Source organism: Streptomyces sp. NPDC050625 (assembly GCF_040654755.1).
In the GTDB taxonomy this organism is placed as follows: domain Bacteria; phylum Actinomycetota; class Actinomycetes; order Streptomycetales; family Streptomycetaceae; genus Streptomyces.
On sequence record NZ_JBFAIQ010000033.1, the window covers coordinates 51,439 to 75,946 of the forward strand.

Annotated in this window: 21 protein-coding genes and 1 pseudogene; 14 read left to right on the forward strand and 8 right to left on the reverse strand. The window is 71.0% G+C overall.

Translation table 11 applies throughout. The features are described from left to right. The first annotated feature begins 32 nt into the window (after positions 1–32). From AB0I54_RS40440 to cimA, 8 genes are all read left to right on the forward strand, one after another. Positions 33–1,121: a branched-chain amino acid aminotransferase gene (locus AB0I54_RS40440; RefSeq protein WP_363301325.1), complete on the forward strand. Its 1,089-nt coding sequence runs from the start codon at positions 33–35 to the stop codon at positions 1,119–1,121. Between the two features lie 79 nt (positions 1,122–1,200). Next, positions 1,201–2,271: a hypothetical protein gene (locus AB0I54_RS40445; RefSeq protein WP_363301326.1), complete on the forward strand. Its 1,071-nt coding sequence runs from the start codon at positions 1,201–1,203 to the stop codon at positions 2,269–2,271. A 16-nt stretch (positions 2,272–2,287) separates the two neighbouring features. Then, positions 2,288–3,610 carry a lysine 2,3-aminomutase gene (locus tag AB0I54_RS40450; RefSeq protein WP_363301327.1) on the forward strand — a complete coding sequence of 441 codons (1,323 nt, stop codon included), beginning with the start codon at positions 2,288–2,290 and terminating at the stop codon, positions 3,608–3,610. Positions 3,611–3,748: 138 nt separating this feature from the next. Continuing rightward, the gene (ureA, locus tag AB0I54_RS40455) at positions 3,749–4,429 is read left to right on the forward strand and encodes an urease subunit gamma (RefSeq protein WP_363301328.1); all 681 of its coding nucleotides are present in this window, start codon (positions 3,749–3,751) and stop codon (positions 4,427–4,429) included. Next, positions 4,426–6,108, forward strand: a complete 1,683-nt coding sequence (locus AB0I54_RS40460; RefSeq protein ID WP_363301329.1) for an urease subunit alpha — start codon at positions 4,426–4,428, stop codon at positions 6,106–6,108. Before ureA ends, AB0I54_RS40460 begins: the two co-directional genes overlap by 4 nt. A gap of 11 nt (positions 6,109–6,119) precedes the next feature. After that, positions 6,120–7,160, forward strand: coding sequence for an agmatine deiminase family protein (locus AB0I54_RS40465; RefSeq protein ID WP_363301330.1), 1,041 nt, complete (start codon positions 6,120–6,122; stop codon positions 7,158–7,160). A 17-nt stretch (positions 7,161–7,177) separates the two neighbouring features. Next, positions 7,178–7,795, forward strand: a complete 618-nt coding sequence (locus AB0I54_RS40470; protein WP_363301331.1) for a TetR/AcrR family transcriptional regulator — start codon at positions 7,178–7,180, stop codon at positions 7,793–7,795. A gap of 339 nt (positions 7,796–8,134) precedes the next feature. Next, the gene (gene cimA, locus AB0I54_RS40475) at positions 8,135–9,739 is read left to right on the forward strand and encodes a citramalate synthase (RefSeq protein WP_363301332.1); all 1,605 of its coding nucleotides are present in this window, start codon (positions 8,135–8,137) and stop codon (positions 9,737–9,739) included. A gap of 7 nt (positions 9,740–9,746) precedes the next feature. Here the strand turns inward: cimA and AB0I54_RS40480 are convergent, their stop codons facing one another. The 3 genes from AB0I54_RS40480 to AB0I54_RS40490 are packed head-to-tail and all read right to left on the reverse strand — an operon-like array spanning position 9,747 to position 12,618. After that, the gene (locus tag AB0I54_RS40480; protein ID WP_363301333.1) at positions 9,747–10,244 is read right to left on the reverse strand and encodes a hypothetical protein; all 498 of its coding nucleotides are present in this window, start codon (positions 10,242–10,244) and stop codon (positions 9,747–9,749) included. Beyond that, a complete protein-coding gene (locus tag AB0I54_RS40485; RefSeq protein ID WP_363301334.1) occupies positions 10,231–10,728 on the reverse strand; it encodes a hypothetical protein in 498 nt (165 codons plus the stop codon). The genes AB0I54_RS40480 and AB0I54_RS40485 overlap by 14 nt, the downstream gene beginning before the upstream one ends. Positions 10,729–10,752: 24 nt before the next feature. Beyond that, the gene (locus AB0I54_RS40490; RefSeq protein WP_363301335.1) at positions 10,753–12,618 is read right to left on the reverse strand and encodes a lectin; all 1,866 of its coding nucleotides are present in this window, start codon (positions 12,616–12,618) and stop codon (positions 10,753–10,755) included. 158 nt (positions 12,619–12,776) lie between these two features. On the opposite strand from AB0I54_RS40490, the gene AB0I54_RS40495 reads away from it, so the two are divergent. Both AB0I54_RS40495 and AB0I54_RS40500 read left to right on the forward strand, forming a co-directional pair. Continuing rightward, on the forward strand, positions 12,777–15,791 hold the full coding sequence (locus AB0I54_RS40495; RefSeq protein WP_363301336.1) for a glycoside hydrolase family 3 N-terminal domain-containing protein: 3,015 nt from the start codon (positions 12,777–12,779) through the stop codon (positions 15,789–15,791). A 121-nt stretch (positions 15,792–15,912) separates the two neighbouring features. Next, a complete protein-coding gene (locus tag AB0I54_RS40500) occupies positions 15,913–17,280 on the forward strand; it encodes a hypothetical protein (protein ID WP_363301337.1) in 1,368 nt (455 codons plus the stop codon). Between the two features lie 29 nt (positions 17,281–17,309). On the opposite strand, the gene AB0I54_RS40505 is transcribed toward AB0I54_RS40500, so the two are convergent. Next, a complete protein-coding gene (locus AB0I54_RS40505; RefSeq protein ID WP_363301338.1) occupies positions 17,310–17,744 on the reverse strand; it encodes a MarR family transcriptional regulator in 435 nt (144 codons plus the stop codon). Between the two features lie 62 nt (positions 17,745–17,806). On the opposite strand from AB0I54_RS40505, the gene AB0I54_RS40510 reads away from it, so the two are divergent. After that, the gene (locus tag AB0I54_RS40510) at positions 17,807–18,904 is read left to right on the forward strand and encodes an FUSC family protein (RefSeq protein ID WP_363301340.1); all 1,098 of its coding nucleotides are present in this window, start codon (positions 17,807–17,809) and stop codon (positions 18,902–18,904) included. Here the strand turns inward: AB0I54_RS40510 and AB0I54_RS40515 are convergent. Together AB0I54_RS40515 and AB0I54_RS40520 are read right to left on the reverse strand one after the other, a co-directional pair. Next, on the reverse strand, positions 18,831–19,031 hold the full coding sequence (locus AB0I54_RS40515; protein ID WP_363301341.1) for a DUF397 domain-containing protein: 201 nt from the start codon (positions 19,029–19,031) through the stop codon (positions 18,831–18,833). The genes AB0I54_RS40510 and AB0I54_RS40515 overlap by 74 nt on opposite strands. Next, positions 19,028–19,849 carry a helix-turn-helix transcriptional regulator gene (locus AB0I54_RS40520; protein WP_363301342.1) on the reverse strand — a complete coding sequence of 274 codons (822 nt, stop codon included), beginning with the start codon at positions 19,847–19,849 and terminating at the stop codon, positions 19,028–19,030. The genes AB0I54_RS40515 and AB0I54_RS40520 overlap by 4 nt, the downstream gene beginning before the upstream one ends. 112 nt (positions 19,850–19,961) lie before the next feature. Between AB0I54_RS40520 and AB0I54_RS40525 the strand changes: the two genes are divergently transcribed. Beyond that, on the forward strand, positions 19,962–20,372 hold the full coding sequence (locus AB0I54_RS40525) for an ATP-binding protein (protein WP_363301343.1): 411 nt from the start codon (positions 19,962–19,964) through the stop codon (positions 20,370–20,372). Here the strand turns inward: AB0I54_RS40525 and AB0I54_RS40530 are convergent. Together AB0I54_RS40530 and AB0I54_RS40535 are read right to left on the reverse strand one after the other, a co-directional pair. Further along, entirely contained in the window at positions 20,369–20,872 is a 504-nt protein-coding gene (locus AB0I54_RS40530) for a hypothetical protein (protein WP_363301344.1), read from the reverse strand. The two genes, AB0I54_RS40525 and AB0I54_RS40530, sit on opposite strands and share 4 nt — an antisense overlap. 183 nt (positions 20,873–21,055) lie before the next feature. Further along, entirely contained in the window at positions 21,056–21,670 is a 615-nt protein-coding gene (locus AB0I54_RS40535; RefSeq protein ID WP_363301345.1) for a YceI family protein, read from the reverse strand. A gap of 172 nt (positions 21,671–21,842) precedes the next feature. Here AB0I54_RS40535 and AB0I54_RS40540 point away from each other — a divergent pair, with 172 nt between their 5' ends. Next, the gene (locus tag AB0I54_RS40540; RefSeq protein ID WP_363301346.1) at positions 21,843–24,158 is read left to right on the forward strand and encodes a polysaccharide lyase 8 family protein; all 2,316 of its coding nucleotides are present in this window, start codon (positions 21,843–21,845) and stop codon (positions 24,156–24,158) included. A gap of 154 nt (positions 24,159–24,312) precedes the next feature. Next, positions 24,313–24,508 (forward strand): annotated as a pseudogene (locus AB0I54_RS40545) (methylmalonyl-CoA carboxyltransferase); the annotation flags it as partial.

A 24,508-nucleotide genomic window follows, 5' to 3' on the forward strand; every position in this document is an offset into this window, starting at 1 on the left:
CGTCACTACAACCGGTGAAGGACAAAGCACCCATGACGACGCCCACGATCGAGCTCAAGCCCTCCGCTCACCCGCTGCCCACCGCCGAGCGGGAGGCGATCCTGGCCAGCCCCGGCTTCGGCCGCCACTTCACCGACCACATGGTGACCATCAAGTGGACCGAGGGCCGGGGCTGGCACGACGGCCAGCTCGTTCCGTACGCGCCGATCCCCCTCGACCCGGCGACCAATGTCCTGCACTACGCCCAGGAGATCTTCGAGGGACTGAAGGCCTACCGCCGCCCCGACGGCTCGGTCGCCACCTTCCGCCCGGACCAGAACGCCAGGCGTTTCCAGCGTTCCGCCAAGCGCCTGGCCATGCCCGAGCTGCCGGTCGAGACGTTCATCGAGGCCTGCGACGCCCTGGTCCAGCAGGACAAGGGCTGGGTGCCCGCGCACGGCGGCGAGGAGTCCCTCTATCTGCGCCCGTTCATGATCGCGACCGAGGTCGGCCTGGGCGTGAAGCCCGCCAACGAGTACCTCTTCATCGTCATCGCCTCCCCGGCCGGCGCCTACTTCCCGGGCGGGGTGAAGCCGGTCTCCATCTGGGCGTCCGAGGACCGCGTCCGCGCCGTCCCCGGCGGCATGGGCGACGCCAAGACGGGCGGTAACTACGCGGCCTCCCTGCTCGCCCAGGCCGAGGCCGCCGCCCAGGGCTGCGACCAGGTCTGCTACCTCGACGCGGTCGAGCACAAGTGGGTCGAGGAACTCGGCGGCATGAACCTGTACTTCGTGTACGGCGACCGGATCGTCACCCCCACCCTCACCGGCTCCATCCTGGAGGGCGTCACCCGTGACTCCCTGCTGACCGTCGCCCGTGACCTCGGCTACGCCTCCGAGGAGGCCCGCGTCTCCATCGACCAGTGGCAGACGGACTCCGAGAACGGCACCCTGACCGAGGTCTTCGCCTGCGGCACCGCCGCCGTCATCACCCCGGTCGGCACGGTCAAGCGGGCCGGCGCCGAGTGGAAGCAGTCCGACGGCGAGCCCGGCGAGGTCACCCTCAGGCTCCGCCAGGCCCTCCTCGACATCCAGCGCGGCATCGCCGAGGACAAGCACGGCTGGATGCACCCGCTGGGCTGAGCGAACCCCAACCGTTTGTTCGACGCGTATCACCTCCCCCGTGCGGGTATCTCCTGAGTCCACGGGGGAGGGAGCACGCGTGAGCGGACGGTCGCCGATGCCACGACTGCGGTGGCTGATGCGGACGTTACAGACCCCGCGCCGACCGCAGAGCCTCACCGTGCTGGCGCTGCTGACCGCCGTCGCGGGCCTGTTGCTGTGGCGGGCCTCGACGATGGACAACTACGGGCAGAACCTCGCCCTCAACCTCGGCACCGACATCGTCGGCGTCGCCGTCACGGTGTTCGTCATCGGCCCGCTGATATCCCGGGCCCAGGAGGGCCGCGTCCGCGAGCACACCCGGCTGGACTACGAGTGGTTCGCCGCACAGGTGTACAGGTCGACCTCGAACGTGAAGGTGCTGGACACCTTCTCCAACCTGTTCGGCCCGCAGTTCTCCGAGCGCCTCTTCAGGGGAGTCAGGTCCGCCACCGCGAGCGGCGCCCGCGTCCAGATCCTGCTGCTCGACCCGGACTCCCTCGCCGTCATCCTGCGCGGCCGGGAGCTGGGCGAGCAGAGCGCCGACATCCGCCGCGACATCATGCGCAACCTGCGCACCCTGGACGAGTTCGCGCGCCGGCTGGACGACACCTCCCGGCAACTGCTGGAGGTACGGCTGTGCTCGACGTCCCCCGGCGTCACGCTCTACCGCTGGGACGAGCGCTGTCTGGTCTCCTTCCTCACCGTCGGCAGGCTCTCCGGGGAGGGCGTCCAGCTGGAGGTCGCGGTCCGCTCGCCGCTCGGCACCTTCGTGGAGCAGCGCTTCGAGGAACTGTGGCAGCAGGGCCAGCCGATGGAGCGGTTCACCCATCTTCCCGTCACGGTCGTCGACGCCACCGACGGGCGCCGGGAGTTCACCTGCCGCTTCGTGTTCCTCGACGACAGCCTGTACGTCGCCGCCCCCGACCTCGTCACCTATCTCGCCCGGCGCCGGCTCGACCAACTCACCGCGTACAGCCAGGCGCTGAGCAGGGCGGAGGCCCATGAGGTGATCGTCGTCGACGACGAGAGCGAGCTGCACGGACGGCTCATCCAGCACTTCGCGGAGAAGTACGATGCGTCGGCGGCCGCCTTCGTCGAGTTGCGGCCCCCGGTCCTGGTCACGGAATAGAGGGCCCCGGCAAAAGATGAGTTCAGCGCACCACCCCGCACCGCGCACGAGCCCCCGCTTCCGCGCCTTCACCCCCCGTGACCTGGACGCACTGCTCCAGCAGCGGGTGTCCCTGCTGCCCGCCGACCGGCTCGCCCTGCGCGCGGTGGCGGCGGTCCTGCCGTTCCGTACGAACAGCTATGTCGTCGACGAGCTGATCGACTGGTCGGCCGTGCCCGACGACCCGATCTTCCGGCTGACCTTCCCGCAGTCCGGGATGCTGCCCGCGCCCGATGTCCGCACGATGGCCGACCTGCTCGCCCGTCAGGCGCCCATGGGCGAGGTGCAGCGCGCGGCCCACGAGATCCGGATGCGGCTCAACCCGCACCCCTCCGGGCAACTGGACGCCAACGTCCCCGTGCACGAGGGCCGCCGCCTCACGGGCCTCCAGCACAAGTACCCGGAGACGGTCCTGGTCTTCCCGCGCCAGGGCCAGACCTGCCACGCCTACTGCACCTACTGCTTCCGCTGGCCGCAGTTCGTCGGCGAGGCCGACCTGCGCATCGCCACTGACGACATCGCCGCCACGAGCGAATATCTGCGCGCCCACCCCGAGGTCGCCAGCGCGCTGATCACCGGCGGCGACCCGCTGGTGATGAGCACGGAGGTGCTGCGCCGCTACGTCGAGCCGCTGCTGGAGATCGACACGGTCCGCTCGGTGCGGATCGGCACCAAGTCGCTCGCCTTCTGGCCGTACCGCTTCACGACCGACCGGGACGCCGACGAACTGCTGCGGCTGTTCGAGAAGGTGGTGGCGAGCGGCCGGACCCTCGCGCTCATGGCCCACTTCACGCACCCGCAGGAGCTCCGCCCGCCCGTGGTGCGGGAGGCGATGCGCCGGGTGCGGGACACGGGCGCGGTGATCCGCTGCCAGGGGCCGCTGGTGGCCGGGATCAACGACAGCGCGGACGCCTGGGCCGAGCTGTGGGAGGAGACGACCTCGCTGGGCGCGGTGCCGTACTACCAGTTCGTGGAGCGGGACACGGGCCCGCAGGGCTGGTTCGGGGTGCCGCTGGCGCGCGGGTACACCATCTTCCGCGACGCCTACGCCCGCGTCTCGGGCCTCGCCCGCACCGTCCGCGGCCCGGTCATGTCGGCGATGCCCGGCAAGGTCTGCGTGGACGGCATCGCCGAGGTGGCGGGCGAGAAGGTCTTCGTCCTGCATCTGATCCAGGCCCGCGACCCGGACCTGGTCGACCGCCCGTTCTTCGCGGCCTACGACGAGGGCGCGACCTGGTTCACGGACCTGAAGCCCGCGTTCGGCGCCGACCGCTTCCTGCCGGGGCTGGAGGCGGGCTGACGGCGACCCGCTCCTCATCCGGTGGTTTGAGCGACGTTCAATGTGGTGCGCTTGGCCTCATGCTCCGGTGCTTCTGATAGCGGCAACCTCGGTTTAGAGTGATGCTCTAATCTGCTGGAAGCAAGGAGGTGCCGCGTCATGAGACTGACCCCGACGGAACGTGACCGGCTGCTGCTCTTCGGAGCCGCCGAGCTGGCCCGCGCCCGCCGCGCCCGCGGACTGCGGCTGAACGTGCCGGAGGCCACCGCGCTCATCGCGGACACCGTCTGCGAGGCCGCCCGGGACGGCGCCAGGCTCGCCGAGGCCGTCGAGCGCGGCCGCGCGGTCCTCGGCCCGGCCGATGTCCTGCCCGGCGTCGCCGACGTCGTCACCGAGGTCCATGTCGAGGCCGTCTTCGACGACGGCTCACGGCTCGCGATCGTCTCCGACCCGATCGGGGGCGGGCTGGGCGAGGACGCGCCGGGCGCGCTGCTTCCGGGGCCCGAGCACACCGAGCCCGAGCCGGCGGTACGGCTGACGGTCACCAACACCGCGACCGTGCCCGTCTCCGTCACCTCCCACTTCCACTTCTTCGAGGCCAACCCGCGGCTCGACTTCGCCCGCGCCGCCGCCTACGGGATGCGGCTCGCCGTACCCGCCGGGTCGTCGGTGCGGTTCGGGCCGGGGGAGAGCGTCGAGGTCGGCCTCGTGCCGATCGGGGGCGAGCGGATCGCGATCGGCTTCGCCGGGCTCGTCGACGGGCCGCTGGACGCGCCGGGCGCCCGGGAAGAGGCCCTGCGCAGGGCCGCCGCCTGCGGATACCTGGGAGCGCAGCGGTGAATCCGTACGAGTACGCCGCCACCCACGGCCCCCGGGCCGGCGACCGGATCCGCCTCGGGGACTCGGGGCTCACCGTCCGGGTGGAGTCCGACGCCCAGCACTACGGCGACGAGTTCCTGGCCGGTTTCGGCAAGACCGCCCGGGACGGGCTGCACCTCAAGGCCGCCGCCGTCCGCGACACCTGTGACGTGGTGATCAGCAACGTCGTCGTGATCGACGCGGCGCAGGGCATCCGGAAGGTCTCCATCGGCATCCGCGAGGGGCGCATCTGCGCGATCGGACGGGCCGGGAACCCCGACACCCTCGACGGGGTCGACGTCGTCGTCGGCACGGGTACGTCCATCGTGTCCGGCGAGGGGCTGATCGCCACCGCCGGTGCCGTCGACACGCATGTCCATCTGCTGTCCCCGCGCGTCATGGAGGCCTCGCTGGCCTCCGGCGTGACCACGATCATCGGGCAGGAGTTCGGGCCGGTGTGGGGGGTCGGGGTCAACTCGCCGTGGGCGCTGCGGCACGCGTTCAACGCCTTCGACGCCTGGCCGGTGAACATCGGGTTCCTGGGCCGCGGGTCCTCGTCCCGCTCCGCGCCCCTCGTCGAGGCCCTCGCCGAGGGCGGCGCGTCCGGCTTCAAGGTGCACGAGGACATGGGCGCCCACACCCGCGCCCTGGACACGGCGCTGCGGGTCGCCGAGGAGCACGACGTCCAGGTCGCCCTGCACAGCGACGGACTGAACGAGTGCCTGTCCGTCGAGGACACCCTGCGCGTCCTGGAGGGACGTACGATCCACGCCTTCCACATCGAGGGCTGCGGCGGCGGACATGTGCCGAACGTGCTGAAGATGGCGGGCGTGCCGAACGTCATCGGCTCCTCCACCAACCCGACCCTGCCCTTCGGCCGGGACGCGGTCGCCGAGCACTACGGCATGATCGTCTCCGTCCACGACCTGAAGACCGACCTGCCCGGCGACGCCGCCATGGCCCGGGACCGCATCCGCGCCGGGACCATGGGCGCCGAGGACGTGCTGCACGACCTGGGCGCGATCGGGATCACCTCGTCGGACGCGCAGGGCATGGGCCGGGCGGGGGAGACGGTGCGCCGTACCTTCGCGATGGCCGGGAAGATGAAGGCCGAGCTGGGCCCGATCCAGGGCGACGGCGAGGGCGACGACAACGCCCGCGTGCTGCGCTACCTCGCCAAGCTGACCATCAACCCCGCCCTCGCGCACGGCCTCGCCCATGAGGTCGGCTCGATCGAGGCCGGCAAGCTCGCCGACATCGTGCTGTGGCGCCCGGAGTTCTTCGGTGCCAAGCCGCAGCTCGTCCTCAAGTCCGGGTTCCCGGCGTACGGCGTGACCGGCGACCCCAACGCGGCCACCGACACCTGCGAACCGCTGGTGCTGGGCCCGCAGTTCGGGGCGCACGGCGCCACACCCGCCGACCTCTCCGTCGCCTTCGTCGCCCGGGCCGCCGCCGACCAGGGCAACGACTCGATGCCGACGCGCAGAAGGAGGGTCGCCGTCCGCGGCACCCGGGGCATCGGCCCCGCCGACCTGCGCCTCAACTCCCGTACCGGAACCGTCGACGTGGACGGGCGCACCGGCCTGGTCACCCTCGACGGCGATCCGCTCCGCTCGGAACCCGCCGACTCGGTCTCCCTCAACCGTCTCTACTTCCTCTAAGGACCCGCGCCATGACCACCCCCGCAGCCGACGGCTTCCGCATGCCCGCCGAGTGGACCCCGCACGAGCGCACCTGGATGGCGTGGCCGGGCCCCAACCCCACCTTCGACGACCCGGACGACCTCGTCGCCTCCCGCGCCGCCTGGGCGTCGGTCGCCCGTACCGTCCGCCGCTTCGAACCGGTGACGGTCGTGTGCGGCCCCGGACAGTCCGCCGAGGCCCGCACTCTGCTCGGCCCGGACGTCGACACCGTGGAGCGCGACCTCGACGACGCCTGGATGCGCGACATCGGGCCCACCTTCCTGACCGACGGCAGCGGCGGACTCGCCGCCGTGGACTGGACGTTCAACGGCTGGGGCGCCCAGAGCTGGGCCCGCTGGGAGCACGACGCGAAGATCGCCTCGTTCGTCTCCGACCTCGCGGGGGCGCGGACGTACGCCTCGCGGCTGGTCAACGAGGGCGGCGCGATCCATGTCGACGGCGAGGGGACGGTGCTGCTGACCCATACGGTCCAGCTCGGTCCCGAGCGCAACCCGGGCTGGTCGCGCGAGGAGGTGGAGGCCGAGATCCACGCCCACCTCGGCACCCGCAAGGCGATCTGGCTGCCCCGCGGTCTCACCGGCGACTATCCCCCGCACGGTTTCGGCACCCTCGGCCATGTCGACATCGTCGCCGCGTTCGCCGGCCCGGGCGTCGTCGTCGCCCACCACCAGCCGGACCCGGCGCACCCCGACCACGAGGTGACCAAGGAGGCCATCGGCATCCTGCGCGCCCAGACGGACGCGCGCGGCCGCCGGCTGGAGGTCGTCGAGGTGGCCGCCCCGACCGTCCTGGAGGCCGACGGCCACTGGGCCGACTACTCCTACATCAACCACTACCTCTGCAACGGCGGCGTCGTGCTCTGCGCCTTCGACGACCCGCGCGACGAGCAGGCCGCCGGCATCTTCCGCCGTCTCTTCCCGGAGCGGACGGTGACACTCGTGGACGCCCGTACGATCTTCTCCGGTGGCGGTGGCATCCACTGCATCACCCAGCAGCAGCCCAAGGTCTGACAGCACAGGAGCAGCAGATGGCCGGTGCGGCCCGTGCGCGCAAGAACGCGCCGCCGCGCGAGGAGGTCCTCGCCGCCGCCATGGACATGATCGCCGAGCGCGGTCTGGAGAAGCTCACCATGGCGGCGCTGGGGCGTGCGGTCGGCATGAGCAGCGGCCATCTCCTGTACTACTTCCGCTCCAAGGACGAACTCCTGCTCCAGACCCTGGAGTGGAGCGAGGGCAGACTGGGCGCCGAGCGCGGCCGACTGCTCATGCGCGGGGCCCCGGCCCGCGAGCGCCTGGACGCCTATGTGGACCTGTACGTCCCCGACGGCCACCGCGACCCGCACTGGACCCTGTGGCTGGAGGTCTGGAACCGCTCGCAGAGCGCTGCCGCCGACGCCGACGCCCGCGACCGCCAGGCCGCCATCGAGGGCGCCTGGCACCGCGACCTGGTTGCCCTGATCGCGGAGGGCGTCTCCCGCGGCGAGTTCCGCCCCGTCGACGCCGACCGCTTCGCCGCCCGGCTGCGCGCCCTGCTCGACGGCTTCTCCATCCATGTCGCGGTCGGGCTGCGCGGCACGGACCGGGAACAGGTCATGACCCATGTGCGCGAGTTCGTCGCGGACGCCCTGCTCACCCCCGATGTCTGACGCCCGAACGGGACATGAGAGACGAGCGGGACGCTTCGTACGTACCGCATCCTGAGACACCCCGTGAGCCGGGGGCGGGGCTGTGCCAGACTGCCCCCGTGCTCACGTTCGCCATGATTATTGGCAGCAGGCGCGCCGGTCCGCAGTGACCACCACGTACGACCAGGTACGGGTGGCCACCGTCGTCCTAGACCCGCGCGCAGACCTCTCGCACCCGCGAGGGGTTTTTTCGTTTTCCTGGCCCACCTTCAGTCGGGAGCGGAGCGCGAGGGAGTATGGAGGGACGGTGGAGCCGGTCATTCCGGTAAGACCGAGATTCAACACAGGAGCCTTGAGACCATGACCGCAACCAGCGAGCTCGACGATTCGTTCCACGTCTTCGACACCACGCTGCGCGACGGCGCTCAGCGCGAGGGCATCAACCTCACCGTCGCGGACAAGCTCGCCATCGCACGGCACCTGGACGACTTCGGCGTGGGCTTCATCGAGGGCGGCTGGCCCGGGGCCAACCCGCGGGACACCGAGTTCTTCGCCCGCGCCCAGCAGGAGATCGACTTCAAGAACGCCCAGCTGGTCGCCTTCGGCGCCACCCGCCGGGCGGGCGCGAAGGCCGCGGACGACCCGCAGGTCAAGGCGCTGCTGGAGTCCGGCGCCCCGGTGATCACCCTGGTCGCCAAGTCGCACGACCGGCATGTGGAACTGGCGCTGCGCACCACGCTCGACGAGAACCTGGAGATGGTCCGGGACACCGTGTCCCACCTGCGCGAGCAGGGCCGCCGGGTCTTCGTCGACTGCGAGCACTTCTTCGACGGCTACCGGGCGAACCCGGAGTACGCGAAGGCGGTCGTCCGGGCGGCCTCGGAGGCCGGCGCGGACGTGGTCATCCTCTGCGACACCAACGGCGGCATGCTGCCGGCCCAGGTCCAGGCCGTGGTCTCGACGGTCCTCGCGGACACCGGCGCCCGGCTCGGCATCCACGCCCAGGACGACACCGGTTGCGCGGTGGCCAACACCCTCGCGGCGGTGGACGCGGGCGCGACCCATGTGCAGTGCACGGCGAACGGCTACGGCGAGCGCGTCGGCAACGCCAACCTCTTCCCGGTCGTGGCGGCGCTGGAGCTGAAGTACGGCAAGAAGGTCCTGCCGGAGGGCCGGCTCCGTGAGATGACGCGCATCTCGCACGCCATCGCCGAGGTCGTCAACCTCACTCCCTCCACCCATCAGCCGTACGTGGGTGTCTCCGCGTTCGCCCACAAGGCGGGCCTGCACGCCTCCGCGATCAAGGTCGACCCGGACCTGTACCAGCACATCGACCCCGAGCAGGTCGGCAACACCATGCGGATGCTGGTCTCCGACATGGCGGGCCGCGCCTCGGTCGAGCTCAAGGGCAAGGAGCTGGGCATCGACCTGGGTGGCGACCGCGAACTGGTCGGCCGGGTAGTCGAGCGCGTGAAGGAGCGCGAGCTCCAGGGCTACACGTACGAGGCGGCGGACGCCTCCTTCGAACTCCTGCTCCGCGCCGAGGTCGAGGGCAAGCCCCTGAAGTACTTCGAGGTCGAGTCCTGGCGCGCCATCGTCGAGGACCGCCCCGACGGCACCCACGCCAACGAGGCCACGGTCAAGCTCTGGGCCAAGAGCGAGCGCATCGTCGCCACGGCGGAGGGCAACGGCCCGGTCAACGCCCTGGACCGGTCCCTGCGCGTCGCCCTGGAGAAGATCTACCCCCAGCTGGCCAAGCTCGACCTCGTCGACTACAAGGTCCGCATCCTGGAGGGCGTGCACGGCACCCAGTCCACCACCCGGGTGCTGATCGCCACCTCCGACGGCTCCGGCGAGTGGTCCACGGTGGGTGTCGCGGAGAACGTCATCGCCGCCTCCTGGCAGGCCCTGGAGGACGCCTACACCTACGGCCTGCTGCGGGCCGGCGTGGAGCCCGCCCAGTAACCGGCGCTCAGCAGGAGTCCTCGGCGAGCCTCTCGAACTCGCCGGGGCTCATAGCCCGGCCGTCGGCCCAGACCTGGCCGGGCTTCAGCCGGGCGATCTCCGCGGTGGTGAACTCGACGACCCCGTTGTAGGAGTCGCCGGTGACGTAGTGGCCGAAGGCCAGCGAGTACCGGTGCTCCGGCAGCAGCCGCTGCGCCCCCCGGTGCCGGGCCCGCCAGGAGTGAGGCGGCGAGAACAACGGGAACCGGGCGTTGCCGCTCAGCTCCTCCTTCCGCACGTCCCACCCGGTGGTGGCGGGCCCGTCCTCGGCCCCCTTCGCCCACCCGTCGAGCGACGGCGTCCGGTAGCTGTCGCTCCCACAGGGCCGGAGCAGCGCGTACGGCACCCCGTCCGCCCCCATCCGAACCCCGGCGAGCGGCAGATCGACGGCGGCACACCCGCTGAGCAGCAGAGCCCCGGCGACGACCCCACCACGGCGCAGGTTCGCCGCCTCAGCACTGGTCACCCACGAGGTCGCCGAACTCGTCCCGGCTCATGGCCCGGCCGTCGGCCCAGACCTGGCCGGGCTTCAGCCGGGCCAGGTCATCGGGGGAGAAGGAGACACTGACGTTGTAGTCGTCGAAGCCTCCGCGGCCGCCGAAGATGTGCACGGAGTACCAGCGGTCGGGCAGCATCTTCTGGACGCCGGACTTCTCCGCCTCGAAGGAACCGGGCGGGGAGAACAGACGGAACGTGGTCGAGCCGATGCGGGCGTCGGACGTCTGCCACCAGGAGGTGCCAGGATCCCGGGCCGGGTCCTCGCCCCGCATCGGTCCGCTGTCCAGCCGAGCCGGACCGATGCGATCGTCGCCGCACGGCCGGACGATCACCACCGGCTCCCCTGCCGCGTCCAGGGTCACAGCGGCGAGCGGCAGTTCCGCAGGACTGCACCCACCCAGCAGCAGAACCCCCGCCACCGCGCCGACCACCGACGCTCCCGCACGTCTCATGTGCCCCCGCCCTCCCCGACCGAGCTACTGCAACTGCCACTTCTGGTTGGCGGCGCCGGTGCACGACCAGATCTGTGCCCGTGCGCCGTTCGCCGACGAGTTGTCGGTCACGTCGAGGCACTTGTTCGCCGCGGTATTCACGACATCACCGGTGGAGGAGTTGTACGACCACCGTTGTGCACCGGTCCCGTTGCAGTCGTACAACTGCACCTTCGCCCCGTCAGCGGTCGAACCCGACGTCACGTCGAGGCACTTGCCGAGTGCCCTGACCGAACCGTCGGCCGCCACGGTCCACTGCTGTGCCGTGGTGCCGTTGCAGTCGTAGAGCTGCACCGCCGTACCGTTGGCGCTCGACGCGCCCGCCACGTCCAGGCACTTGCCGGCGAGCCCGACGAACGCTCCCGACCGGTCGCCCCCGCCCGACTGCGTGCCCGACCAGGTGAAGGTGGCCGACGTCTTGCCGGGCAGCGAGTAAGTCGCGTGCTGTGAACCCCAGTTGATCGTGACGGTCTTCGCGGTGGACGCGTCGTTGTAGGCGATCAGCGCCTTCGAACCGTCCGGGTTGCGCCAGGCCACGTTCGGCACGGAGGAGGAGGCCGTGGACGCGATGCGCTGGGCGCCCGGCCGTACGAACTTGGTCAGGTGGCCCATCGTGTAGTACTCGACCGTGTAGTCGACCGTCCCGCTCTGCCCGTCCCCGTTGTGCACGGTGATCAGTCCGGTGCAGGTGCCGCAACCCCCGTTGTGGGGGCCCTTGTCCTGGTCCACGGCCAGCGACCACTTCGTCACCGACTTCGCCCAGTTCCGGGTGTAGTCCACGATGTTGAGCATGTCCTCGCGCTGCTGGTTCGCGATCCAGGTGCCGCCGGAGTGCTCGGTGCCGAAGGCGTCCAGTGCGGGGTACTGGTTGTGGACGGACGTCTGCTTGCCGACGTCACCGCCGTAGCCGTGCCAGGCGATCCCGCCGAAGTTGGGGTGGTTGCGGATAGCCGGGTCGTCGACCGACTGGGCGGCGTAGGAGTCGTAGACGTCCCAGTTCCAGTCGTGCGCCAGGACCTTCGTCCTCAGCCCCGCCGACTGGAGCTTCGGCAGCAGCTCGCTCTTCATGAAGTACGCCAGGCCGCTCGCGTTCCAGCTCATCGACGGATAGCCGGAACAGCAGGTCGGCTCGTTCTGCGGGGTCACGTACGAGACGTCCACGCCCTGGTCCCGGTACGCCTGGAGGTACTTGACGAAGTACGAGGCGTACGCCCCGTAGTCCTCCGCCTTCAGCCAGCCCCCGTTGAGCGAGCCGCTGTCCTTCATCCAGGCCGGCGCGGTCCAGGGTGAGGCCATCACCGTCAGGGACGGGTTCAGCTGGAGCGCCTGCTTCGTCAGCGGGACGACGTCCGCGAGGTCGTGCGCGATCGAGAACTTCGCCAGGGAGGGGTCGCTCTGCCCGGCCGGCACGTCGTCGTACGTGTACCCGTACCGCGCCAGGTCCGAGGCGCCCATCGGATTGCGCAGGAACGACAGCCCGATCCCGTCCGTCGGCGAGAACAGCTTCCGCATGGTCGCGTCCCGGGTCGCCTGCGACAGCGCCCCGCTGCCGTTCATCAGCCAGGCCGCGGTGTCCGTGAAGGACGCGCCGCCCCCGGTGAAGGTCTGGTAGCGGGTGTTCTCGTCGACGGTGATGTTCTCGCCGCCGCCCCCGGCACCGGACTGGAAGGCGAACGGCGTCTGCGCCTGGAGCCCGCGGACCACATGGCGTCCGGCGTCGTCGTCGGTGGTGGTCAGCCAGGCGGTGACCTGCTCGCCGGCCGCGTGCGCGGGGGGTACGGCCGCGGTGAAGCCCGCCGCGGTGAGCAGTCCGGCCAGGAGCAGCCGGACCGCGGATGGGGTTCTGCTCATGCTGCGCAGCCCTTCTCGTGGGGGACAACAAGCCTGCTGCAGAGGGGATTTGGACCCGAATCCGTGCTGACGTGACGTCTTGACGGGTTTCCGGGGCGCTAGTTAACTCATGGCGTGAGCTAAGTCATGAGTGAACCACGAGAGCCGAGGGAAGGTCCATGCGAAGAACCGCCCTGCTCGCCTCAGCCGGTCTGCTGACCGCGCTCCTGCCGCTCGCGTCGGCCCACGCGGCCGACGATCCCCCGCCCGTCCCCGTCGACCGCTTCGAGGGCGAGGTCCCCTTCGCCTCCCAGCCCGCCGAGGGCATCTTCACCTGGGGCGGCGACAGCGACGACCCGCCCGCACTCACCCTCGCCGACCGCACCGACGCCCCCGAGGGCGCCAAGGTCCTCTCCGGTACGTACGACATCAGCGGCTACGGCGGCTTCACCCACGACTTCGCCGCGAACCAGCCGGCCCACGACTGGTCCGCCCACCAGGGCATCCGCTTCTGGTGGGACGGCCAGGACAATGGGAAGAAGATCGCCTTCGAGATCAAGGACGGCGGCGCCAACGGCGAGGCCTCCGAACTCTGGACCACCTCCTTCACCGACGACTTCAGCGGCTGGAAACAGATCGAGATCCCCTTCGCCGACTTCGTCTACCGCACGGACTACCAGCCCGTCGGCGGCATCGACCACGTCCTCGGACTGACGCAGATGTGGGGGTACGCCGTCACGCTCCCGGTCGGCGTGCACGGTCGATTCGCCATGGACGACGTCGAGTTGTACGGAAAGGCCGACCAGTCCCTGCGCGCCTCCATCGCCACCGACTCCGCCGTCTATCCGGTCCGTGAGGGCGACACGGCCACCGTCGAGGTCACCGTCGCCACCACCGGCTCCGCCCCGCTCGACGAGCCCGTGACCGTCGCTTACGAGACGGCTGCCACCGGGAGCGCCGACCCCGGCAAGGACTACAGCCCGGTCTCCGGCACGCTCACCTTCCCGGCGGGCACGGCCTCCGGCGCCGCGCGGACCATCCGGGTCCCCACCCTCAAGGACAAGGCGGCCGAGCCCGCCGAGGCGATCCCCCTCAAGCTCACGGTGACCGGCGCCAAACCCCCGGCCGAGACACCGCAGATCGTCGTCGACGCGCACGGACTGCCGTATCTGAACGCCAAGTTGCCGGTGAAGAAGCGCGTCGCCGATCTTCTCTCCCGTATGTCCCTGGCGGAGAAGGCCGGCCAGATGACCCAGGCCGAGCGCGGTGCCGTGGCGAACGGCGGTGACATCGCCACGTACGACCTCGGCTCCCTGCTCTCCGGCGGCGGCTCGACCCCCACGCCCAACACCCCCGAGGCCTGGGCGAAGATGATCGACGGCTTCCAGCTGAGGGCGCAGGCGACCCGCTTCCAGATCCCGCTGATCTACGGCGTCGACGCGGTGCACGGCCACAACAACCTGGCCGGCGCCACGGTCATGCCGCACAACATCGGCATCGGCGCGACACGGGACCCCCGACTCGCCCAGCAGGCGGGTTCGGTGACGGCGGCCGAGGTGCGCGCCACCGGCATCCCCTGGGACTTCGCGCCCTGCCTCTGTGTCACCCGTGACGAACGCTGGGGCCGCTCGTACGAGTCCTTCGGCGAGGACCCGGCGCTCGTCGAGTCCATGGAGACGGTCATCCAGGGCCTCCAAGGACGCGCGAACGGCAAGGACCTGAGCCGGGGCGACAAGGTCCTCGCCACCGCCAAGCACTTCGTCGGCGACGGCGGCACCGAGTTCGGCTCGTCGACCACGGGGTCGTACACGATCGACCAGGGCGTCACCAAGGTCACCCGGCAGCAGCTGGAGGCCGTCCACCTGGCGCCCTACGAGACCGCCGTCGACCGGGGCGTCGGCACGGTCATGCCCTCGTACTCCTCGCTCGACATCCTCGGCGACGGACAGGGGCCGGTGAAGATGCACGCCCGCGCCGACATGATCAACGGTGTGCTCAAGGGCCGGATGGGCTTCGATGGTTTCGTCATCAGCGACTGGAACGCCATCGACCAGCTCCCCGGCGACTACGGGTCGCACGTCCGCACGGCGGTGAACGCGGGCGTCGACATGATGATGGTGCCGTACTCCTACAAGGACTTCAGCGCCAAGCTCATGGACGAGGTGCGGGCCGGCCGGATCAGCGAGAAGCGCGTCGACGACGCTGTCTCCCGCATCCTCACCCAGAAGTTCCGCCTCGGCCTCTTCGAGCACCCGTACGCCGACACAAGCGGTGCCGCGCGGATCGGCTCGCCGGAGCACCGGGCGGTCGCCCGCCAGGCCGCCGCCGAGTCCCAGGTGCTGCTGAAGAACGACGGCGGCGTACTGCCCCTGAAGAAGGCGCAGAAGGTCTACGTCGCCGGCTCCAACGCCGATGACATCGGCAACCAGAGCGGCGGCTGGACGCTCACCTGGCAGGGCTCCTCCGGGAACATCACCAAGGGCACGACCGTCCTTCAGGGCCTGCGCAACGTCGGCGGGTCCGTCACCTACTCCAAGGACGCCTCGGCGCCCACCTCCGGCTATGACGTCGGCGTGGTCGTCGTCGGCGAGACCCCGTACGCCGAGGGCGTCGGAGACGTCGGCAACGGACACGACCTGGAGCTGTCCGCCGCCGACCGGGCCGCCGTGGACAAGGTGTGCGCGGCCATGAAGTGCGCCGTGCTGATCGTCTCCGGGCGGCCGCAGCTGATCGGCGACCGGCTCGGCGAGATCGACGCGCTGGTCGCCTCCTGGCTGCCGGGCACGGAGGGCGACGGCGTGGCCGACGTGCTGTACGGCAGGCGGCCCTTCACCGGGCAGCTCCCGGTGACCTGGCCCAGGTCCGAGGCCCAGCTGCCCATCAACGTCGGCGACTCGTCGTACGACCCGCAGTTCCCCTACGGCTGGGGGCTCACGACCCTGACCGAGGTTCCGCGGGGCGGCGCGAAGGCGCTGCGGGCGCTCGGGGCCGCGGCCAGGGTGGCCGAGAAGAAGGGCGCGGACGGCACCGGGCGCGCGCTGGTCGCCGAGGCGCGGCTGATCGTGCAGAACAGGATCGGGCAGCGGATCATCGCGGCGGTGGCGAAGCCCTTCGCCGACGCGGACCATCTGCTGCTGACCGGACGCTATGGAGAGGCGGTGCGGGCGCTGACGGCGGCCTATCGGGCGGCCTGAGCGGCAGCTGGGAGGCGCATCCGACGGTGGGGCGCCTCCCAGCTGCATGTATGACCATGCTGCAGATACGACCATTCCCGGTCATCTGACCAATTTCTGTGGGTTCGGGTAGCTTCGAGACATGAAGGCCGTCGTACGGACCCGAGGCCCGGCCGGGCTGCTGCTGGCCCTGGCGCTTGCCCTTCTCACCGTGCTGGCGCCGGGCGCCTCGGCGGCCACCAGTGTCACCAGTGTCTCGACGATCGCCGAAGCCCTCCGCAGGGATCCCGTGTACATCGACCCGGCGGCCTCCGGACAGATTTCGGCGGCGGCCGTGCGGTCGCTCGACAGGCAGATCAGGGCCGCCGACAGGCCGCTCTTCATCGCGGTCCTGCCGGCCGGCTATCCCACCCGGAACCTCTTCACCGACCTGCGCACCGCCACCGGCATCACCGGTCTCTACGCCATCCGCCTCGGCAACGGCTTCGACGCCCGCGCCGACTCCGCGGTCCTGCCGCGAACTGCCGTGCGGAACCTGGTCACCAGCGTCCAGGGCGAGCCCGCCAGGACCCAGCTGACCGACTTCACGAACCGGGCCCTGGCCAACATGGGCGGCCGGGCCCCCGCCTCCTGGGGCTCCCCCGGAAGCGGCGGGGGCGTCTCCAGCACGGCGGTGATCACGGCCGGTGCCGTGGTGGTGGCGGCCGGCGTGGGCGCGTACGCGCTGGTCCGGCGCGGCCGCCGGCGCCATGACGAGGAACAGCGGGCCGCCCTGGAGCGGCTGCGGGTGGTGGTCGACGAGGACATCACCGCCTTCGGCGAGGAGCTGGACCGGCTGGACTTCCACCCGGCGGAGGCGGGCGCCGACGACGCGATGCGCGCGGACTACGAGCGCGCGCTGGACGCCTATGAACAGGCGAAGCAGTCCATGGCGGAGGCCCGCAGACCGGAGGACGTCCGGGCCGTCACCCAGGCCCTGGAGGACGGCCGGTTCTCCCTCGCCCAGCTGGCCGCCCGCCGCGAGGGCCGCCCGCTGCCCGAGCGCCGTCCGCCCTGCTTCTTCGACCCGCGCCACGGCCCCTCGGTCACCGACGCGATCTGGACACCTCCCGGAGGCTCGTCCCGCGAGGTGCCGGTCTGCGCGGCGGACCGGACCCGGCTGGCCGACGGCCGCGACCCCGTCGTCCGCGAGGTGGACACCGACCACGGCCGCCGCCCCTACTGGGACGCGGGCCCGGCCTACGGCCCCTGGGCGGGCGGCTACTTCGGCGGCGGCATCCTGCCGGGACTGCTCGTCGGCACCCTGCTCGGCAGCGCGATGGCCACCCCGTCCTACGCGGCCGACTACGGCACCGGGTACGGCGACTTCGGCGGCGGCTACGAGGGCGGCGACGTCTCCGGCGCGGACTTCGACCCCGGTGACTTCGGGGGCGGGTTCGGGGACGGCGGGGGCGGGGACTTCGGCGGAGGCGGCGACTTCGGTGGGGGTGGCGGGGACTTCGGCGGTTAGTGAGCCGACGCCCTCACCGGTCCGGCCGCTCAGGCCTCCGGTCCGGGCAGGTCGGCCAGCCGCTCCAGCAGCGCGCCCGCCAGCGCCAGCACGCCCCGCTCGGTCTCGCCGAGGGACGCGAGCGCGGTGGCCAGCCAGGCGTCGCGGTCGGCCATGTCCCGCTCCAGCGCCCGCCGACCCTGAGCCGTGAGCGTCAGCACCGACCGGCGCCGGTCCGCCGTGCCCGGCTCCCGCGCGATCAGCCCCTCCGTCTCCAGTTCCGCGAAGACCCGGGTGAGCGACTGCGGCCGCTGCCGCTCGGCCGCAGCGATCTCTCCGGGGGTCGCCGAGCCGTGCCGGTGCAGATGCCCGAGGATGGCGAGCTGATTGGAGCTGAGGCTCCCGTCGCCGCGCTCCTGACGCAGCCGACGGTTCAGCCGCACGACACCGCGTCGGACGCGGGCGGCTTCGGAGAGGTCGTCCATGGCCGGAATCGTACGCCAACTCTTACTATCTGTACGGCGCGTCCCCCCGTACCATCGGCCTAGTGACCGCCAAACTGATACGCAACGCGTACGAAGCGGCGCTGACGATGACGGCCGTGCTGCTCTGCTGGGCCGCCGCCCTCCGCCTGGAGGGCGCCGCCGGACTGCACACGGACTCCGTCGTCCTCGCGGTCGCCCTGGCCTTCGTCCTCGCCAGAAGCGGGCGGACGGCCGACGCCCGCGAACGGCTCACCGCCCTCGTCCTGCTCCCCGCCGTCGCCGCGGTCTGCGCGCTGGTCGGCCATCTGATCGCCGCGCACTACGCGATGGGCGCCGCCGTATTCACCGCCGGGATCTCGCTGCCCATCTGGATCCGCCGCTACGGCCCCGCCGCCACCAGGGCGGGCACGCTGATGACCCTGCCGTTCGTCGCGCTCCTCGTCGTCCCCGGCCCCGCGCTGCCGTCCGAGGCGCAGGGCGCGCTGGTGAACTGGGCCTGGTCGGCACTGATCGGGGTGCTGGCCTGCGGCAGCGTCTGGCTGGTGCAGGGGCTCGCCGACACCTACGGCCCCTGGCCCGCCGAACCCGCAACCGCTCCCTCCCCACGGCGCCTGTCCCGGCTCCGCCCCCGCCCCAGCACCCGGATGGCCCTGCAGATGGCGGTGGCCGTCGCGGCCGCCTTCGCCCTCGGCCGGCTCCTCTTCGACCACCACTGGCCGTGGGCGGTGCTCACCGCGTACGTCGTCGGGAGCGGCAACCGCGGCCGAACCGACGTACTGCGCAAGGGAGTCGAGCGCTTCGCCGGAGCCTGCGCGGGCACGCTGCTGGCCACCGGCGTGGCGGCGCTGGGGATCACCGGGCACACGGCGGTGGCCGTCATGTTCGCGGTCCTGGCCGTGGCCCTGTGGCTACGTCCCCTCAACTACGCCTACTGGGCGGCCGGCATGACCACCGCCCTGTCCCTCCTGCTCGGCTACTTCGGCCAGGACGCGAGCAGCCTGCTGCCCACCCGCCTGGCCGCGATCGCCGTCGGCGCCGCACTGTCCGTCGCCGTGGCCTGGTGGCTGCTGCCGGTCCCGAAACGCCCTACGCCGAGTGCGGCACGACCAGTCCCGACCCGGACGCCAGGAACGCACTCCAGGTCGAGGGGGAGACCCTGAGGATGGGGCTGTCGGGGGTCTTGGAGTCGCGGATGTGGACGGTGGCGGAGGTGGTGGCTACCTCGACGCAGTTGCCGCCTTCGCTGCTGCTGTAGCTGGACTTGAACCACTGAAGTGCGGTGCTCATCGGTCTCCTAGCAGTCCGAGCAAGAGGCGCACGCTCTCGTCGGGAGAGAGTGCCTGAGACCGCAGCATTCCATACTTGTGGTGATAGCCGCTGACCTCATTTGGGTCGTCCACAAGGAAACTGGCGCTCTGCACTTCCAGATATGCCAGATGCTCGTGCTCGGGTGTCTCCAGCAGAACCATGGGGCCGCCGAGACCGGCGTGCGGTGTCCGTTCCTCGGGCATGATCTGAAAGCTCATGTGGATCGGTTCCGTGTACTCCAGGATCTGACAGATCTGCTCCCGCATCACTTCAGGACTACCGACCTTCCGCCGCAGGACGCTCTCCTCGATGACGAAGTGGCCCACGGGCGGTCGTTCCCGCTGCCACACCAACTGCCGCTCCATGCGCGCGTTCACCCACTGCTCGGCCGTCTCACTCCCCAGTGCCGGATACCGGTAGCCGAAGACGGCACGGCAGTAGTCCCGGGTCTGAAGCAGTCCTGGGACCACCTGAACCTCGTACGAGAGAAAACTGAGGGCCTCCTGCTCGTGATCCACCAGTCCCTGAGCGAACTGCACGATCCGCTCCCGCACGGGCAGTTGGGCAACCAATACGGCTAACGCCCCGCCCGTACCCAAGAGTTCATCGAACTGTTCGGCGCGATCCGGCTGAAGAGCCAACCTCCCCTGCTCGATGGATCCCACCGTGTCCACGTGCACGCTCGCCAACTCCGCGAACTGCTCCTGCGTAAGCCGCGCTTGCCTTCGATAGTGGGCGACCAGCGCCCCGACCGCCTGCCACGAACCGACCTTCTTGGGCTTCCTCGCCGAGTGCATGCGTGGTCCTTTCCCCCGTGCACACCCGAAGTCCTCGTAGTGGAGTCGTAGCAATCAGAACTACGACTTCACCCATTGGTCCACTGTAGTGACACACAGTGACACTGGCCTCATGAACGCGGAACCCCAACACTCCGGCACCCGCAGGGCGTTCTACCCCCGCGACCGCAGATCCGTTCGCCTGGCCCGAGAGTTCACGCACGACGCCCTCACCGACTGGGCCGTGGCCGAGCGCGGCGACGACGTGCTGCTCTGCGTCAGTGAGCTGGCCACCAACGCGTTGCTCCACGGCGTACCGCCGGGCCGGGGATTCGGCCTGCGTCTCGCCCTGGACGGCGACGGCGTGCTGCGGCTGGAACTCCACGACAGCGGCCCCGGCACGGTCCGAATCCCGGACTCGTCCCCGGAGTCGGAGCACGGCAGGGGGCTGCTGCTGGTGAGTGTCCTCGCGGACAAATGGGGGGTGGGGGAGCGGAACCCGGGCAAGTTCGTGTGGTGCGAGTTCGAGGTGCGCGAGTCCTAGTCGCCGGTCCACTTCCGCAGCAGCGCCTCGCGCTCCTCGCGGGGCGGGGCGCTCTCGGCGGGGTGGTCGCGGCGCCAGGCGAGCAGGTCGGTGACGGGCGTGCGGCCGTCGGTGAGGCGTTCCTGGAGGGTGCGGGAGAGGTCGTACTCCTCCGGGGTGTAGATCCCGCCCGTGACGGCGGAGAAGACGCTCACGTCGACGCTGTCGTCCGCCACGGTCTCCACGCGCACGGTGTAGGCGGGCGGGAGGACGCCGTCGCCGGTCACCAGTACGACCAGCGAGTCGAAGGCGACGGAGGCGAAGCGCCGCGCGGCCGACCGCACGGCCACGTCACGGACCTCGATCCGCCGTACCTCGCTCCAGCTCCAGGACCTGCCGTGCTCTACGCCCAGGGCCTCGACGCCGTGTTCCGTCAGACGTACGGCGGACGCCGTGCCCACCGGCTCGGTCCCCACGTACACGCAGTCCTCGGTGATCCAGAACAGGCCGACCATGGCCATCGATGTGCCTCCCCCAACGGTGTCGGCTTGAGAGACGGCGCGGGCGGTCGCGGGGTTGCCCTGACGGAAGGGGCGGGCACGCGAGCGCCCGCCCTTCGACACGGGGGGAGTGAAGGGCGGGCGCGCTCGGGGTGTGGGATGCCGGGCGGGGTGACGGCCGTTTCGGGCTGCCCCGCCGGCGGCTCACGCGTTCTTGATCGCCGAGATGTCGAAGTTCAGCTTGATCTTGTCGGAGACGAGGACGCCACCGGTCTCCAGCGCGGCGTTCCAGGTGAGGCCCCACTCCGAGCGCAGGATCTCCGCCTTGCCCTCGAAGCCGACGCGCTCGTTGCCGAAGGGGTCCTTCGCGGAGCCGTTGAACTCCAGGTCGATGGAGAGCGGCTTGGTGACACCGAGGATCGACAGGTCGCCGGTGATGCGGTAGTCGTCGCCGCCCAGGGCCTCCGCCTTGGTGGAGCGGAAGGTCATCGTCGGGAACTCGTCCGTCTTGAAGAAGTCCGACGACTTCAGGTGGCCGTCCCGGTCGGCGTTGCCCGTGTCGATGCTGTCCATCTTGACGTCGAGGGACGCGGTGGACTTCGCCGGGTCGGAACCGTCCAGGTGCAGCGTGCCCGAGAAGTCGAGGAAGCCGCCCTTGACGTTGGTGACCATGGCGTGGCGGGCCACGAAGCCGATCGTGGTGTGGGCCGGGTCGATCGTGTACTCGCCGGTGAGCGCGGCCAGGTCCGGGTTCACGGCGGCCGGCGTGGCGGCGGGGGCGGCGGACTCGGAGGTGTTCTTGCGGCCGAAGATGCCCATGACGTTGCTCCTTTGGGGACGGAAGTCTTGATGTTGAATGTTCAAAGACGTCAACAGGGACGACCGTAGACCTATTCCGTTCAATGTTCAACATAGTCCACCGGCGTGTTTCCGCCAATACAGTGCGTCACGTGGTGACCGGGTGAAGGGTGTGGTGGTAGACGCCAAGGGCATGACCTCCACGCGCCGCGCCTTCCTCACCGCCGCCCTGCTCGCGAGTGCCCTGGCCCCGGGCACCCCGACCGCCCGCGCCACCGCCGCCGACCCCTACGCGGCCCTCCGGCACCGCTGGCTCGACATCGCCCTCGGCACCGGCTACGACCCCGCCGCGGAGCCCTACGCCTCCCGTCTGGCCCAGACCGGAGAACTGGCCCGCGCCTTACGCGCCACCATGACCCCGACGCCCACCTCCCTGTGGCCGGGACACCCCTTCGACCCGCCCGCCGGCATCACCCGGAGCTACGGCCGCCTGTGGACGATGGCCCAGGCCTACGCCCAGGCCGGCACCGGCTCGACAGGCGACGAGGGCCTCCTCGCGGACGTCCTCCGCGGCCTCGACCACCTCTCCGCCACGGTCTACAACCCCGCCACCACCCGCTACGGCAACTGGTGGGAGTGGCAGATCGGCAGCCCCCGCCTGCTCATGGACATCACGGCTGCCCTGTACGACCACCTCGGCGACGCCCGCGTCGGCGCGGCCTGCGCGGCCGTCGACCACTTCATCCCGGACAGCGCGCTCACGGACTACTCCGGCACCTCCACCGGCGCCAACCGCGTCGACCTGTGCCGCTCCGTCGCCCTGCGTGGTGTCCTCGGCCGGGCCGGCGACCGCATCGCGCTCGCCCGGGACGCCCTGTCGCCCGTCTTCCCGTACGTGACGAAGGGGGACGGGCTGTACGCCGACGGCTCGTTCGTCCAGCACACCTGGGTCGCCTACTCCGGCACGTACGGACAGGTCATGCTCGACGGACTCGGCCGGCTCTTCGCGCTTCTCGCCGGCTCCACGTGGGAGGTCACCGACCCCGGCCGGCGGAACGTCCTGGACAGCGTCGAGCGGGCCTACGCGCCGCTCATCCACGACGGGTTGGTGATGGATGGCGTCAACGGCCGTGCCATCAGCCGCGGTTACCTGGCCGACGACGATCTGCACGTCATGCGCAGCGACCACTTCCACGGGCAGGCGCTCGTCGCGGCCGTCACGCTGCTCGCGGGCGGTGTCGACGAGGAGGAGCGGCAGCGCTGGTACGGCCGGATCAAGGGATGGATCCAACGGAACGACGTCACACCCATCCTGACCAGTCGTCAGTTCGAGGTCGCCGACCTCGCCCGGCTGCACGCCGTGGCCGACTCACCCGTACCGGCCGCCCCCGAACCCGTCGGCCATCACCTCTTCGCCGCCATGGACCGCGCCGTGCACCGCCGCCCCGGATTCGTCGCCGGCCTCTCCATGAGCAGCGACCGGATCGCCCACTACGAGTGCGGCAACGGCGAGAACCCGCGCGGCTGGCACACCGGCGCCGGGATGCTCCAGTGGTGGGCCGAGGGCCCGAGCGATCAGTACACCGACTGGTTCTGGCCCACGGTGGACTGGTACCGGCTGCCGGGCACGACCGTCTCCACCAGGCGCCTCGCCGACCGGGCCGGCGGCGAGTGGGGCGCGCCCAAGCCGGACGTGCGATGGGTCGGCGGCACCACGGACGGGGAGTACGCGGCGGTCGGGCAGCATCTGAAGGGCCTCGACTCCACGCTGGAGGCCCGCAAGTCGTGGTTCTGCGTCGCGGACGCCGTGGTTTGCCTCGGCGCCGGCATCACCTGCGCCGACGGGGTGCCCGTCGAGACGGTCGTGGACAACCGCAACCTGGGGGAGGGCGGCACCCAGGCCTTCGTACGCGGCCGGTCCTGGGCCCACCTGGAGGGGCACGGCGGCTGGGTCCTGCCGTGCGGCGGTGACCTGCGGGCCCTGCGCGAGGACCGCACCGGCGCCTGGTCGGACATCAACAGCACGAGCACGACGGAGCGGCGCACCCGGCGCTGGCAGACGCTGTGGCTCGACCATGGAACCGACCCCACCGACGCCGGCTACGTCTACCTCCTCCTCCCCGGCGCCTCCCGCCACGCGGTCGCCGCCCGCGCGGCCGACCGTCACTGGCTGTCCGTCCTCGCCAACGACGCCCGGGCGCAGGCGGTCGCGGTCCCGTCCCTCGGCCTGACGGCGGCCAACTTCTGGCAGGCCGGCACGGCAGGGCCCCTGGGGGCGTCCGGGGGAGCGAGCGTGCTGGTCCGGCGGCACGGCCGTACCGCTACCCTCTGCGTCAGCGAGCCGCCGCGCACGGGCGCGCCGCTGGAGATCGTCTGGGACCGTCCCGTGCGCTCGGTGGTCCGGGCGGACGACACGGTCGAGGTACTGTCGGCAGGCCGCCGTTTGAGGCTCCGTGTCACTCCGGGGATGGCATGTGCCACACAAGAATGTGAGGTGGCTCTCCGGTGACGGCTTTGTGGCACCTCTACAACGCCGACGCCCTCTGAGCAGTCGGAAGGCCTGCATGCCGTCGAGGTTCTGTTCAGGGGTACCAGGAAAACGGGCCGGAGACTGTACGGAGTCGACGGCTCGCTTTCCTTGCTGTCCTTCGTAAGGTCGCTACATGACCGTTGTGGAAGAGAAGACGGGCGAGCCGACCGGCGAGCCGACGGACGCGCGCGGGCGGGTCGCCGAGCTGCACGGGATTCGTGCGCAGGCAGTGGTGGGCCCCAGCGAGAAGGCGACCGAGGCGCAGCACGCCAAGGGCAAGCTGACGGCGCGGGAGCGGATCGAGCTGCTCCTGGACCCGGGTTCCTTCC

Bases quoted from the DNA above. Each gene is read 5' to 3' on its own strand.
- AB0I54_RS40540 (WP_363301346.1), top strand. From the start codon at position 21,843: ATGACCTCCACGCGCCGCGCCTTCCTCACCGCCGCCCTGCTCGCGAGT.
- AB0I54_RS40485 (WP_363301334.1), bottom strand. From the start codon at position 10,728: ATGAGACGTGCGGGAGCGTCGGTGGTCGGCGCGGTGGCGGGGGTTCTG.
- AB0I54_RS40525 (WP_363301343.1), top strand. From the start codon at position 19,962: ATGAACGCGGAACCCCAACACTCCGGCACCCGCAGGGCGTTCTACCCC.
- AB0I54_RS40520 (WP_363301342.1), bottom strand. From the start codon at position 19,849: ATGCACTCGGCGAGGAAGCCCAAGAAGGTCGGTTCGTGGCAGGCGGTC.
- AB0I54_RS40500 (WP_363301337.1), top strand. From the start codon at position 15,913: ATGAAGGCCGTCGTACGGACCCGAGGCCCGGCCGGGCTGCTGCTGGCC.
- AB0I54_RS40515 (WP_363301341.1), bottom strand. From the start codon at position 19,031: ATGAGCACCGCACTTCAGTGGTTCAAGTCCAGCTACAGCAGCAGCGAA.
- cimA (WP_363301332.1), top strand. From the start codon at position 8,135: ATGACCGCAACCAGCGAGCTCGACGATTCGTTCCACGTCTTCGACACC.
- AB0I54_RS40490 (WP_363301335.1), bottom strand. From the start codon at position 12,618: ATGAGCAGAACCCCATCCGCGGTCCGGCTGCTCCTGGCCGGACTGCTC.
- AB0I54_RS40530 (WP_363301344.1), bottom strand. From the start codon at position 20,872: ATGGCCATGGTCGGCCTGTTCTGGATCACCGAGGACTGCGTGTACGTG.
- AB0I54_RS40440 (WP_363301325.1), top strand. From the start codon at position 33: ATGACGACGCCCACGATCGAGCTCAAGCCCTCCGCTCACCCGCTGCCC.
- AB0I54_RS40465 (WP_363301330.1), top strand. From the start codon at position 6,120: ATGACCACCCCCGCAGCCGACGGCTTCCGCATGCCCGCCGAGTGGACC.
- AB0I54_RS40505 (WP_363301338.1), bottom strand. From the start codon at position 17,744: ATGGACGACCTCTCCGAAGCCGCCCGCGTCCGACGCGGTGTCGTGCGG.
- AB0I54_RS40450 (WP_363301327.1), top strand. From the start codon at position 2,288: ATGAGTTCAGCGCACCACCCCGCACCGCGCACGAGCCCCCGCTTCCGC.
- AB0I54_RS40535 (WP_363301345.1), bottom strand. From the start codon at position 21,670: ATGGGCATCTTCGGCCGCAAGAACACCTCCGAGTCCGCCGCCCCCGCC.
- AB0I54_RS40495 (WP_363301336.1), top strand. From the start codon at position 12,777: ATGCGAAGAACCGCCCTGCTCGCCTCAGCCGGTCTGCTGACCGCGCTC.
- AB0I54_RS40470 (WP_363301331.1), top strand. From the start codon at position 7,178: ATGGCCGGTGCGGCCCGTGCGCGCAAGAACGCGCCGCCGCGCGAGGAG.
- ureA (WP_363301328.1), top strand. From the start codon at position 3,749: ATGAGACTGACCCCGACGGAACGTGACCGGCTGCTGCTCTTCGGAGCC.